The sequence below is a fragment of the Petralouisia sp. genome (assembly GCF_056822245.1).
Window position 1 is genome coordinate 1 of sequence record NZ_JBQIOP010000015.1, and the last position, 12,518, is coordinate 12,518.

Sequence of the window (12,518 nt, forward strand, 5' to 3'; positions counted from 1 at the left end):
GCTCTTGGCTATACACTTCCCACTATCAGGGCGTGTTACGGACTTTCACCGATTAGATTGCGCCCATACTGGGCGCACATAAAAAATGCAACAATTTGATATAAATTGTTGCATTTTTTATAGTTATCTATTAAATTATACGGTTGCCCAGAATGCCTTCAAAGCTGCATCCATTTCTTCTGATGCTCTGACTCAATCCGGCCCACAAATCCGCTAATTTTTCACGAACCCCCTGATAAATTCCCCTCACTGATTGCCAAATACACAAAATTGTAATAAGCTGAATGACAAAAGAATCTCCCAGGAGATCCTACAATATTTCCCTGACAGGATGCAGGAGTACAAAAGAAACAGGAGGTTACCAAATGAGCGTCACACAGCCTATTCGGGACATAACTGAAATTGAAAAGTTAAAAAACTACTATTTTCTGGAAAAACCAAATCTGAGAAATTACACATTGATTTGCCTTGGAATTAATTCTGCCCTCAGAATCAGCGATTTGCTGGAATTAAACTGGCAGAATGTTTATGACTTCAGGAAAAAACATTTTTTAAGGCACATTATGATTCAGGAACGCAAAACGGGAAAAAAGACGCAAATTGCACTGAATCAGAATGCGCTGAAAGCGCTGCAGATATACAAAAACAGCCTTCAGCAGATAAATCCTGCGGATTTTCTGTTTCCCGGCCGAAACCACGCCAACCACCTCAGCCGTTCTCAGGCATTCCGGGTTATTAAAACCGCCGGGCAGGAATTAAATTTTGAATCAGACATCAGCTGTCATTCCCTGCGAAAAACTTTCGGGTATCACGCATGGAAATCGGGCGCGCAGCCTGCTGTTCTGATGAATATCTACAACCATTCCTCATTTCAGACTACAAAACGGTATCTTGGGATTGAACAGGATGATAAGGATCAGATCTTTTTAGATGTGAATCTGTAGCGTTTTATTTGTTTTCGCTGATTAAACAGCCATACCAGAGCGAAATTTCCAATGCGGCAGCATCTGCAATGGCTGTATTTCGCCCTGTAAAGTCTGCTAAAATAAATCAGAATGTGTTCCGGTACGAAACAAGAACAAATGTTTTACATTATCTTCCTACAATCCCACCGGCCGGACCCGATACTGCTTCATCCACTCATCGACCTGCAGCAGATAAGCCAGCATCTGCGGGCCCGCCATCAGCTGTCCGTACCAGGGTTTTCCGTAATCGGAAGAGCGGCTCAAAAACTGCTCCGTCTTTCTGCAGTCAATAAACTGCAGGACGGGAGAGTCTCCCTCCAGAATCCGTTCTCTTACCATCCCCTTCAGAAGCTCCTCATAACGGGGATCATAGGTTTTGGGATACGGAGATTTCCTCCGAAACAGTATTTCCTCCGGCAGCAGATTCCTTCCGGATTCCCGCAGCAGATGTTTCACCACGCCGTCTCTTGCCTTCATTTCCCAGGGCACGTTCCATACATACTGGACAATCCGGGTATCTGCAAAGGGCACCCGGGCTTCCAGGCCGCTGTACATACTGGCTCTGTCCATACGGTTTAATAAGGTCTGCATAAACCACTTCAGATTCAGGTAGGCAATCTCCCGCCTTCTTGCTTCCTCTGGGCTGTCCTGCGCACACCGGGGCGTCTCTGCAACGGAGCGGCAATATCTTTCCTTTACATATTCATCCATCCCGAGGGCTTCTGTCAATTCATCTGACAAAAGCTCTTTTCTGGGAGATAAATCCATGGTCCAGGGAAACATTTCCGTTTTCATGCACGCTTCCTTGTGAAACCAGGGATACCCGCCGAAAATTTCATCGGCGCATTCTCCTGTCAGCGTCACTTTATATTTTTTGCTGACCTGGGAACAGAAATACAGCATGGAAGAGTCCACGTCTGCCATGGCCGGCAAATCATGGGCTTTCACTGAATCCCAGAGCATATCAATCTGGCTGCGGTTGTCGCATTCCAGAAAGGTATGCTCTGAGCCGATATATTCCACCATTTGCTCTACATAGGGTCTGTCCTGGGAAGGCTGAAATGCATTTGCCTTAAAATTCTTCTGATTATCCACAAAATCAAAGGAAAAGGTTGCCAATGTCCTGCCCTGCTTTTTCAATTCTGCGGCGCAGACTGCCGATACCAGGCTGCTGTCCACTCCGCCGGACAAAAATGTGCATACAGGCACGTCTGACACCATCTGGCGTTTGATGGCATCCTGCACCAGAAAGGACACTGTTTCCACTGTTTTCTCATAGCTGTCCGGATGAGGATAGCTGCTTAATTTCCAGTAACAGCGCCGCTGCAGCTCCTTTCCTCTGCCGCAAACCAGATATTCTCCGGGAAGCACTTCCCGAATGCCCTTTAACACCCCCTGGCCCGGAGTTCTGGCCGGACCGATTCCAAAAATTTCGTTCAGCCCCTGCCGGTCAATTTCTGCCTCCACGGCAGGATGCGCCAAAATCGCCTTAAGCTCAGAAGCAAAAATCAGTTCCCCCTCCCGCTCCGTATAAAACAACGGCTTTACTCCCATGGGGTCCCGGAACAGATGAAGGGTTTCTTCCCTGGAATCAAACACTGCAAATGCAAAAATGCCGTTGAGGCGCTTGACAAATTCAGGCCCGAATTCCATAAATCCCAACAAAATCACTTCCGTGTCGCAGGAAGTGGCAAATGTCCATCCCCGTTCTTTTAACAGACTCCTCAATTCGCTTCCATTATACAGTTCTCCGTTATAAACAATCATGCAGGTCCTTCCTCCTGCTGTCCGCACCATGGGCTGATGTCCGCCGGCAATGTCAATAATGGAAAGACGGCTGTGAGACAACCCGCAATGCTTCGTCAGGCAAGTACCTGCATCATCCGGTCCTCTGCGCCACAGCTCCCGGTGCATGGCATTCAGCAGGGAACGGTAGTGCATTTCATTCTCTTCATAATCTTTTTCTCTATGATAAAACCCAGCAATTCCACACATACAATTTCACTCCTGATTTCTGCATATAGTTCATTATATCGCAGAAACTTTGAAAATATGTCTGTGAGAATTCAGGCTAAAGCTTCATCTGATTCCTGTCTCCGTGCAGAATCAGGTCTTTATCCGAATTGCTGATTCCCACAAGGCTGCCTGTTTTATCATACTGGGTCAGCAGCTCTGTATTTTTCGCCAGCTGCTTTTCTCCGTGATTGGAAATAAAATCTGCGATTTCCTGCTGATTGCCCCGCTGGAATATCCGGCGGATTTCCGCCTGGGTATAGATGGATTCTGCTATTTTATCCTCTAAAATCTCAGGAAACTCTTCCTGCTCCACCTGTTCCGGCTCCAGTACCTCCGGCTTGTCGTTCCAAACCCTGTCCCAGACAGTTTTCAGAAATTCCACTGCAATCTGAGCGTATTTCTTTACTTCCTCCACCAGAGAGCCCCGCTGTTTTTCACGAACGGATTTCTGGTAGCCCCGGTCGGAAATTTCCAGTTTTACCCCGGAGGCTTTGCCGGCGTTAACGCCTGCCGATTCCTGTTCTAGTGCGGTTTCCTTTGGTTTCTCTGTCTTTTTCTGCTCATTTTGCTCATAAATGACGCCCTCTTTTCCCAGATTCAGATTAAATCCGGAAGCTTCGGTGCTTTCTCGTTTCTGTTGGTTTACTTTGGCATAATCATAATACTTCTGGCTGTTAATTTTATCTATCATTGAAAACCTCCATGATCTGCCTACTGATTCTGCAGCGTAATAATATATACCGGATTCTGCCCCATCATAAGATGATGGCTTTTAAGCTGTCTGGCCCTGGCCACCGTTACCTGTACAATTTCCTGGTGCGTTATCTCATATTTTTTCAGCAGCTCCACGATTTCATGCAGCGTTTCTAAGGAAATCACATTCAGAACAATCCGCACGCCGGGGGATTTCTGCCACAGAAGCTTCAGAATCCGCTCTAAGTTCCCGCTGCTTCCTCCGATGAACGCGTGACTGGGGGCTTCCAGCCCTTCTAGAATCTCCGGCGCTTCGCCTGCAATAACGTCAATATTCCATGCCTGGTGATAATGCTTATTTTTCTCAATCAATGCCAGCGCTTCCGGATTTTTCTCAACGGCATACACCTTTCCTTCCACTGCAACTGCAGCGCATTCTGCCGCAATACTGCCGGTTCCCGCGCCGATATCATATATCACGGAATCACGGCGCAAAGCCAGTTTGGAAACGGAAATACTCCGTACCTCCTCTTTGGTCATGGGCACTTTGCCCCGGACAAACAGTTCATCGGAAATTCCGTGGGATACAGGCGTCTCTTTCGCCTTTTTGTAAATCAGCAATACGGCCATTACGCCTTCTTTTTCATAGTTCAGAAATTGTTCCGGCGTTCCTTTTGCAATTTCTTCATCCGGATAGCTGAGCTGACAGCCCACATACATTTCCACATCCCCAAGACCGTAGCGGATCAGTTCGCTGCTGAGCCTGCGCACTCCTTTGTCGCCGTCGGTCAGGGTAAATACTTTCTCATGGGTGCGAATCGTTCCGATGATATTCTGCCGCCTGCCGTGTACGCTCATCAGCGCAATATCTTCCCAGGGAATCTGCAGCCTGGCGGCAAAATACTGTACCGAGGAGATTCCGCACAGCTGGCGGATTTGATACCGGCGTTTTCTGCCGCCCTCTGTGTTCTGTGCCTCTCCTTCTCCCTGCCTGGAACCTGCGGTCAGAACAAAGCTGCTTTCCCGGCGTTCTTCTCCGATTCCGGCTTCCGCAAAAGCCTGCAGCAGCTTTTTGGCTCCGCTGTAGAAGCCCACGTCTCCTGACAGCAATACTGCAATTTTATGATACTGAGGATGTTCCAGGATGTATCTGGCAATATCCGTTCCAATGTAGAGATTTTCCATGGGTTTTCCAAGATTTCGGACCGTATGAAGCATCCGCTCCGCCCCCAGAATCAAATCGGCTTCCCGGCATGTTTGCTTCACTTCACCGGTCATATTGGCCATGCTTCCCATTCCGATTCCGGCAATGGTAATCTGATATTCATTTATATCGGCTTTTTTTCTTTCCGGCTCCACACCGATTCTCTGTAAAATTTCTTCCAGAGAATATCCCTGCTCTTTTGGCCGGCGGAGCACTACTGTTTTAACCCCCAGCTGGCTGGCTGCCGCCAGTTTTTCCGGATATCCGCCTGCCGCCGCCGTTTCTTTGGTCACCAGGACAGACGCGTTGATTTCCTCCATCATGGCTGCATTGATTTTTTCGCCAAACGGGCCCTGCATGCAAATAATCTGCCGTCCCTGCAGACCAAGGCTGCGGCAGTTCTCCACTTCCTGCCCCAGGGGCAGAATCCGCACATAAATCCGGCTGATATCCTGAATTTTTTCCACATATTCCGGCAGAGATTTGCTTCCGGTGGTCAGAAAAATATTTCCGCTGAGCTGGTTCAGATAATCGGCGGCTTCTTCCACAGAATCCACAAACTGTACATTCTGATTCCAGGCCGCCTCATCCGCCTGATCCCGCAGCAGCCGCAAAACTTCTTTTCCCCGGCCCCCACATGCCGCTTTAATATTTTTCGTGACTTCTTCTGCGAAAGGATGCGTGGCGTCCACGATGGCCCGCCAGTTTTTTTCTCCTGCCAGGCGTTCCATTTCCTGAACATCCATCCGACCGGTGCGAAGGGTCAGAAGCGGGTGCTCCTGCCGCTCCATAATCTCCTGTCCGTACTCTGTGGCTACGCAGACGGTAACGGCAATTCCGTTTTTAAGCAGAAGTTCCGCCAACTTCCTTCCTTCGCTTGTTCCTGAAAATATCAGTATTTCTTTTTCCTTCATCGCTTTTCCTTATTTTTTATCAATCACATATCCTCTGGGCGTCACCATAGTTCCATCTACTGTTTTCGTTGCGGAATTCCCTATAAATACCGTGGAAAACATATCTGTCTGCACCTTCTGCAGTTCCTCTAAGGTATACAGCGTTTTACATTCTCCTTCACGCCCGATATTGGACACTACCCCGCAGATGGTATCCCCGCTTCTGAATTTTCGGAGAATTTCACACGCTTTCTGCAGGTAATCCGCCCGCTTTTTACTGGATGGATTGTAAATGCAAATGGAAAAATCTGCGCTGGCCGCCGCTTCCAGCCGTTTGGCAATCAGCTCCCAGGGCGTCATCAAATCGCTGAGACTGATTACTGCAAAATCATGCATCAGCGGCGCGCCCAGCAACGCCCCGCCGCTTAACGCCGCCGTAACCCCCGGAACTATCTCCACTGAAACCTGCGGATATTCTGCGCCAATTTCCAGTATCACGCCGCTCATGCCGTAGACCCCGGCGTCTCCGCTGCAAATCATTCCGGTATCTTTGCCTCCGGCTGCCTGTTCAAAAGCCAGGCGGCAGCGCTCCACCTCTTTGCGCATGGGAGTGGTGAGAAATTCCTTATCGGGAAAATGCTCCTTCACCAAATCCACATACACCGTATATCCCACAATTACCTGACACTGTTTTAGGGTACGGATTGCCCGCAGCGTCATTTCTTCATAACTTCCCGGCCCAATGCCCACTACATATAATTTATTCAAATTCAACACTCCATTCTTTCTCTGCCAATGCGATTGTCATTCCGCACTCTGCTGTTTTTTTCAAGATCAGCCGTCCTGCCTTTTCTTCTGATTCCGGCCGGGAAGAAACGTCCGATAAGTTCTCTGCCGCTAAAACTGCCGCCCGTTCGCATACATTTCCAATGCCTGTCATCTCTTTTACAAAGCCTGACTCTGTATAGTCTCCCGGCGCCTCAGCCAGCTCCTCCCTGGAAAAAGTAACGAAAGGAATCTGATATTTTCCGGCAAATTCCAGAATGCCTGGTTCTTCTTTTTTGAGATCCAAAGAGGCCAGACAGCAGACGCTTTCCATTGCAAGCCGATGGTTCTGCAGCGTTTTATGTACAAACCCTTCGATTTCTTCCATGGTTTTTCCTTTTCTGCAGCCTATGCCCACAACCAGGGCTTTCGGATGCAGATACAGGGTATTCGTTCTGTCCGGATAGCGGTGTATTCCCACATAAATCCGGCTTTTTTCCGGCCCAGCTGGTTCACCCGGCACATTTTCTGCTTCTTTTTCTTCCGATTCGCTTTGAATGAGTTCTGCCGGCAGACTGCCGCCCGCCTTTTTTTCACAGAAAAACTCAATCGTCTCTCCGGCCAGAATTTCTGCGGAAATCTGCTTCGCCATCCTGCGATCGGTAAGCGTCAGATTCCGTTCAGAGGCAAACACATCCACTGCAAACTTTCCGTTCAAATCCGTGGCTGTGGTAATAACTGAAATTGCAGAAAGTTCTTCCGCTAAAACTGCGGCCCACCGGTTTCCGCCGCCCACATGCCCGGACAAAACCGGAATCACATATCTGCCCTGTTCATCCAGCGCCAGAACTGCCGGATCGGTAAATTTATCCTTCAGAAACGGGGCGATGGAACGGACTGCAATGCCCACCGCTCCCACGAAAATCAAAAGCTGTTTCTGTTCGAATCCCTCCCGGCACCATTCCTTTAAGGACTGACCGGGCCTGCGCCCCATTTGAATCTGTACCTGCTGCTGCATTCTTTCGGATAACGCAGATTTAACCTGATACGCAAGTTTTTCCCCCTGGGCCGTAAACCAGACAATGGCGGCCTGGGTTTGCCCGAACACTTCCTTTGTCTGCATCTTTTGTTCCTCTTTTCAAAGGCTGCCCGAGGGCTTCCGGAATTCTGTCTCAAAATCAGGATGATACAGATCACTTCTCCGATAATGGCTGTGGGTCACTGCATCCCCCACAATCACCAGAGCGGTTTTGGAAATTCCCTGGGTTCTGCCCGTTTCTGCCAGAGTGCCTACCGTACAGACGCAGGTTTTCTCATCCGGCCAGGTTGCTTTATAGACAAGGGCCGCCGGCGTGTCCGCCTGATATCCGCCGGCTGTCAGCCGTTCTGCCAGTTCTTCCAACATTCCCGCGCTTAAAAAAATTACCATTGTGGCCTGATGGGCCGCAAATTCTGCAATTTCTTCTTTTTCCGGCACGGGCGTTCTTCCTGCCATTCTGGTGATAATCACGCTCTGGGAAACATCCGGCAGCGTATATTCCAGATTTAAAGCTGCGGCGGCTCCGCAAAAAGAGCTGACCCCCGGACAGCTTTCATAGGGAATGCCCGCCTGATCCAGACAGTCCATCTGCTCCCGTACCGCTCCATAGATGCTGGGATCTCCGGTATGCAGCCGCACAGTCATTTTTCCCTGCTGTTCTGCCTCCTTCATCACCTGAATTACTTCTTCCAACGTCATTTTTGCGCTGTTAAATACCTCGCAGTCCGGCTTTTTTTCTTCCAACAGCATGGGATTCACCAGTGAACCTGCGTAAATAATCACGTCTGCCTGCTGCAGCAAGCGCTGCCCCCGGACGGTAATCAAATCCACTGCCCCGCTTCCTGCTCCTACAAAATAAATCATTGTTCCTGCTCCTTTACAATTAACAGAGAGTAATATCCTGTCTGCTCCGGGAGTTCCCCGGCAGTCCGGTAAATACGCTCTTCTTCCATTCCGCACCGTTCTATCATCGCCACCTGGCTGTCAGGATATTCGGATAATTTTTCTTTGATGGATTTCAGCTTCCTGCCCGGCTTCATCAAAACCCTTGTGCCCGGCAGCTCCATTCCCGCTTCCACCCCGTAAGTGGAGGGCAGGATGTGAAGCATCTGCGACTGCTCCACAAGCCCCTGATTCAGCTTTGCGGAAACTGCGCAGAATGAGGGAATTCCATTGATAATTTCCGTCTCATAGCCTGCCTCTTTTGCCAGTTTATGCATATAAATATATGTGGAATAGATACAGGGATCTCCCAGTGTCAGAAAACCGACCTGTTTTCCCTGCTCCAAAGCCTCCTGAATCCGGCCAAAGGCCTCTCTGTGACTGAGAGACAGTTTTTCTTTGTCTTTTGTCATGGGCATTTCCAGCTCCAGACATTCTTTGTCTGCAATCTCCGGCGCCGCCTGAATTACAATTTTATAAGCGGCTGTTTCCTCTTTCTGCGTTCCCGGCACTGCAAGCGCGTCACAAGCCCTGATGCATTTCAGAGCTTTTACCGTCAAAAGCTCCGGATCGCCCGGGCCAACCCCGATCCCATATAATTTTCCTGCCATAAATCTCCTGTTTCTCCTTTTCTTTCTGTCTGAATGTATCTTTGATTCAAAACCTTATTTCTCCTGACTGCATAAACAGCCGGTTACATAAGAATTTGTCTTAAAATCTCCTCTGCATTTCCTGTCCGTCCCAATTCTCCGCTGCCGTGGTTCCTTTTCCCGTATTCACTGGAAAATACAATGGCTCCGCAATGGGTTTTTCCATAGCTTCTCCGGTTCAGATGGTATTCTATCCGCTTCATCACCTGTTCCATGGTCTGTTCCAGGCATCCTGACTGTTCCAATAACTCCACCCCATCCTCTGTGGTAAGTGCCTGCATCAGCTCCTTTAACAACGGCTGTTCTGCTCCCGCCGCCGCCGCATTTGCCGTTAAAATCTCCATTCTGGCATCTGCATTCCGGGAATGGGTCTGGAAAATTCCGCCTGCCACTTTGATAAATTTACCAATATGGGAGACAAAAAGCATATGTTCCACTCCCAGTTCCACTGCCATGTCGATGGTTTCCCCTATAAAATTGCTGCATTTAACCGCTTCTTCCAGGGAAATCGGCACATTCTGCTTTAAAAATTCCTGTCCGTAATTGCCCGGCGTCACCACCAGGTTCTTTCTGCCGCTTTGCACCTGCTGATTTAATTCCAAACGGATGCTGGACACAAGGGCCGCCTCGCTCATGGGCTCCACAATTCCCGTAGTGCCCAGTATGGAAATTCCTCCCTCAATACCAAGTCTGGGATTGAAGGTTTGCCGGGCTAATTCTTTTCCCTCCGGCACAGACAATTCCACCTTCAGCCCCGCTTCATACTTATGCTGTTCACAAAGCTTTTGCAGCTCCTTTGCTATCATCTGCCGGGGAACGGAATTGATGGCATAAGTTCCCGGCGGCTGTTCCAAACCGGGTTTTGTGACAATCCCGATGCCTGGGCCGCCGGTGATATGGACGCCTTTTTCTTTCTGTCTGGATACCCTGGCATAAATCCAGGCTCCATTGGTTATGTCCGGATCGTCTCCGGCATCTTTTTCAATGGCGCAGGATACAACGTCTGCCTCCTGTTGGATATCCCGTATTTCCAAATGCAGATGAATGCCTTTGGGCGTGACAAGACTCACATAATTTGTCTTTTCGCCTGTCAGAAGCATACTGGCGGCGGCCTTTGCTGCGGCGGCCGCACAGCTTCCAGTGGTGTAGCCGAAGCGCAGTTTCTTGTTGTCTACGGTTTTGCTGTAATTTTTTATATCTGTCAATGATATTGTTCCTCCAAAAGACTATCGGGGATCATCAGGACTCCTCCCTGCAGGGCTGGGTCCCTCTGGGAAATCATCAGGACTCCTCCCTGCAGGGCTGGGTCCCTCCGGGAAATCATCAGGACTCCTCCCTGTAGGGTTGGGTCCCTCCGGGAAATCATCAGGACTCCTCCCTGCAGGGCTGGGTCCCTCCGGGAAATCATCAGGACTCCTCCCTGCAAGGCTGGGTCCCTCCGGGAAATCATCAGGACTCCTCCCAGCCAAGCTGGGTCCCTCCGGGAAATCATCAGGACTCCTCCCAGCCAAGCTGGGTCCCTCCTCATGATAAAGATTATACCACTTTATTGGATTTACACAAGTTATTCTTGCAATTATACGTGTGATATGCTAGAATAGCGTATCAGTAATGGCATCTTATGTGCTGCGGCAGATTAATCTGCGTAAGCATGGGATACATTTCGATACAGACAACTACATAAGACAGTTCGTGACCATCCTGTCTCTAAATAAAACTAGGGAATTAAAGGAACGGAATCATTCTTTATATAATGCAAGGAATGCCGTTCTTTTCTTTGGGCACGTTCTGCGTGCCCATTTTTTATCTTACAGGAAAGAATCCGTTACTGTGAAGCATCAGAATGAGGGACTTACTGATAAGATAAAAATCCTTCGGGCAAAAAATTCAACGAAAGGACTTAACTATGAAAGATTTTAACCCTAACCGCTATGCGGTGATTGAAGAAAAAAATCCCCGGGAAATTGTGATGCTGCGGGGGCTGGGCTGCACCTGGAGGCGGTGCCGGTTCTGTGATTATCATTTGGATTCTGCCGGAGATCAGACGGCAAACTTTGCTTTAAACCAGAGACAGCTGGAAAAGGTTACCGGCATTCACGGCAGACTGGAAGTCATCAACTCCGGCAGTTTTGTGGATCTGGATGAACAGACTGTAGCCCTGATCCAGCAGACCTGCCTTAGGAAAAACATCCGGCAGGCGCATTTTGAATGCCACTGGCGCCACAGAGACGAAATCGCTGATTTTCGGAAACGCTTTGCCGAGCATGGCATAGAATTAAAGATAAAAACGGGTGTGGAAACCTTTGATTCCCTGTTTCGGGAAAGCTATCTGGATAAGGGAATTACAGCGGATTCTCCGGAAGAAATTGCAGAATATTTTGACGAGGTATGTCTTTTACAGGGTATTCCGGGACAAACCGCCGAAAGCATGGATTCTGACATCCAAACAGGGCTGAAGCATTTTGAGCGGGTCTGCGTCAACATTATGCAGGAAAACGACAGGCCCGTCAAACCAGATCCAAAGGTAATCCAGATTTTTTCGAAGGAACTTTATCCGAAATATATCCATAACTGCCGGGTGGATATTTTAATGGAAAATACTGCTTTCGGAGTAGGAGGTGTAGTTACCCATGCAAAATGAAATACTTTTGATACTATCCCTGTTTCTTATCTTTTCCACGGTTCTTCTCCTGTTTCGTCTCTTTCAGGAGCATGGACTTTACCTGTGGACTGTGGCTGCCACAATTACTGCCAATATTGAAGTTCTGATTGTGGTGGACGCCTTCGGAATGGAAATGACCCTGGGCAATATCCTGTTTGCCTCCACGTTCCTGGTTACCGATATATTGAGTGAACTTTACGGAAAAAAATCTGCCCAAAGGGCCGTTACTCTCGGCATTGCGACATCGGTTATTTTCATAGCCATCAGCCAGTCCTGGATGCTGTATGTGCCCAATGAAAACGATTTTGCCTCCCCGGCCATCCGCACAGTATTTTCCAATACCCCAAGGCTTATGGCGGTGGGCATTATCGTCTATGTGATTGTTCAGCTTTTTGATGTATGGGCTTACCATAAATGGTGGGCGTTTACCGAGAAAAAATTCGGCGACCGGAAAAAATTCCTGTGGCTGAGAAACAACGGCTCCACCATGATCTCCCAGCTTTTGAACACGGTTTTATTTACCTGGGGCGCATTCCTGGGCACTCACGATACTCCCACGCTGATATCCATTGCCGTTTCCAGTTATGTGATTTTTCTGATCACCAGTCTGGCGGACACGCCTTTTGTGTATCTTGCGCGCTATCTGCACGGCAGAATGGAAAACTTACAGAAACCCTAATTCCATCCAT

At 48.7% G+C, this 12,518-nt stretch carries 11 protein-coding genes; 3 read left to right on the forward strand and 8 right to left on the reverse strand.

All coding sequences use genetic code 11. The features are described 5' to 3' along the window. Positions 1–365 precede the first annotated feature (365 nt). Positions 366–944, forward strand: coding sequence for a tyrosine-type recombinase/integrase (locus ACTO17_RS07585; RefSeq protein ID WP_172539332.1), 579 nt, complete (start codon positions 366–368; stop codon positions 942–944). A 156-nt stretch (positions 945–1,100) separates the two neighbouring features. Here ACTO17_RS07585 and asnB read toward each other — a convergent pair whose 3' ends face one another. From asnB to cbiD, 8 genes are all read right to left on the reverse strand, one after another. Continuing rightward, the gene (gene asnB, locus ACTO17_RS07590) at positions 1,101–2,960 is read right to left on the reverse strand and encodes an asparagine synthase (glutamine-hydrolyzing) (RefSeq protein WP_482557500.1); all 1,860 of its coding nucleotides are present in this window, start codon (positions 2,958–2,960) and stop codon (positions 1,101–1,103) included. Between the two features lie 76 nt (positions 2,961–3,036). Continuing rightward, the gene (locus ACTO17_RS07595) at positions 3,037–3,672 is read right to left on the reverse strand and encodes a hypothetical protein (RefSeq protein WP_482557501.1); all 636 of its coding nucleotides are present in this window, start codon (positions 3,670–3,672) and stop codon (positions 3,037–3,039) included. Positions 3,673–3,692: 20 nt separating this feature from the next. Further along, positions 3,693–5,792, reverse strand: a complete 2,100-nt coding sequence (gene cobK / locus ACTO17_RS07600; protein ID WP_482557502.1) for a precorrin-6A reductase — start codon at positions 5,790–5,792, stop codon at positions 3,693–3,695. Positions 5,793–5,801: 9 nt separating this feature from the next. Further along, positions 5,802–6,539 carry a precorrin-3B C(17)-methyltransferase gene (cobJ, locus tag ACTO17_RS07605; RefSeq protein WP_482557503.1) on the reverse strand — a complete coding sequence of 246 codons (738 nt, stop codon included), beginning with the start codon at positions 6,537–6,539 and terminating at the stop codon, positions 5,802–5,804. Continuing rightward, a complete protein-coding gene (locus tag ACTO17_RS07610; protein ID WP_482557504.1) occupies positions 6,532–7,659 on the reverse strand; it encodes a cobalt-precorrin 5A hydrolase in 1,128 nt (375 codons plus the stop codon). The genes cobJ and ACTO17_RS07610 overlap by 8 nt, the downstream gene beginning before the upstream one ends. 15 nt (positions 7,660–7,674) lie before the next feature. Then, complete coding sequence (gene cobM / locus ACTO17_RS07615) at positions 7,675–8,439, reverse strand: precorrin-4 C(11)-methyltransferase (RefSeq protein ID WP_482557505.1); 765 nt, start codon at positions 8,437–8,439, stop codon at positions 7,675–7,677. Continuing rightward, complete coding sequence (gene cobI / locus ACTO17_RS07620) at positions 8,436–9,128, reverse strand: precorrin-2 C(20)-methyltransferase (protein WP_482557506.1); 693 nt, start codon at positions 9,126–9,128, stop codon at positions 8,436–8,438. Before cobI ends, cobM begins: the two co-directional genes overlap by 4 nt. A gap of 83 nt (positions 9,129–9,211) precedes the next feature. Beyond that, positions 9,212–10,372 (reverse strand): cobalt-precorrin-5B (C(1))-methyltransferase CbiD, encoded by a 1,161-nt coding sequence (gene cbiD / locus ACTO17_RS07625; RefSeq protein WP_482557507.1) that lies wholly within the window; start codon positions 10,370–10,372, stop codon positions 9,212–9,214. A gap of 701 nt (positions 10,373–11,073) precedes the next feature. Here cbiD and ACTO17_RS07630 point away from each other — a divergent pair. Then, entirely contained in the window at positions 11,074–11,808 is a 735-nt protein-coding gene (locus ACTO17_RS07630; protein WP_482557508.1) for a radical SAM protein, read from the forward strand. After that, complete coding sequence (locus ACTO17_RS07635) at positions 11,798–12,508, forward strand: queuosine precursor transporter (protein WP_172537580.1); 711 nt, start codon at positions 11,798–11,800, stop codon at positions 12,506–12,508. The genes ACTO17_RS07630 and ACTO17_RS07635 overlap by 11 nt, the downstream gene beginning before the upstream one ends. Positions 12,509–12,518: the final 10 nt, after the last annotated feature.

What these genes read in the sequence shown, in the direction of transcription:
- ACTO17_RS07630 (WP_482557508.1), top strand. Translation starts at nt 11,074, where the DNA reads ATGAAAGATTTTAACCCTAACCGCTATGCGGTGATTGAAGAAAAAAAT.
- ACTO17_RS07635 (WP_172537580.1), top strand. Translation starts at nt 11,798, where the DNA reads ATGCAAAATGAAATACTTTTGATACTATCCCTGTTTCTTATCTTTTCC.
- ACTO17_RS07610 (WP_482557504.1), bottom strand. Translation starts at nt 7,659, where the DNA reads ATGCAGACAAAGGAAGTGTTCGGGCAAACCCAGGCCGCCATTGTCTGG.
- asnB (WP_482557500.1), bottom strand. Translation starts at nt 2,960, where the DNA reads ATGTGTGGAATTGCTGGGTTTTATCATAGAGAAAAAGATTATGAAGAG.
- ACTO17_RS07595 (WP_482557501.1), bottom strand. Translation starts at nt 3,672, where the DNA reads ATGATAGATAAAATTAACAGCCAGAAGTATTATGATTATGCCAAAGTA.
- cobM (WP_482557505.1), bottom strand. Translation starts at nt 8,439, where the DNA reads ATGATTTATTTTGTAGGAGCAGGAAGCGGGGCAGTGGATTTGATTACC.
- ACTO17_RS07585 (WP_172539332.1), top strand. Translation starts at nt 366, where the DNA reads ATGAGCGTCACACAGCCTATTCGGGACATAACTGAAATTGAAAAGTTA.
- cobK (WP_482557502.1), bottom strand. Translation starts at nt 5,792, where the DNA reads ATGAAGGAAAAAGAAATACTGATATTTTCAGGAACAAGCGAAGGAAGG.
- cobI (WP_482557506.1), bottom strand. Translation starts at nt 9,128, where the DNA reads ATGGCAGGAAAATTATATGGGATCGGGGTTGGCCCGGGCGATCCGGAG.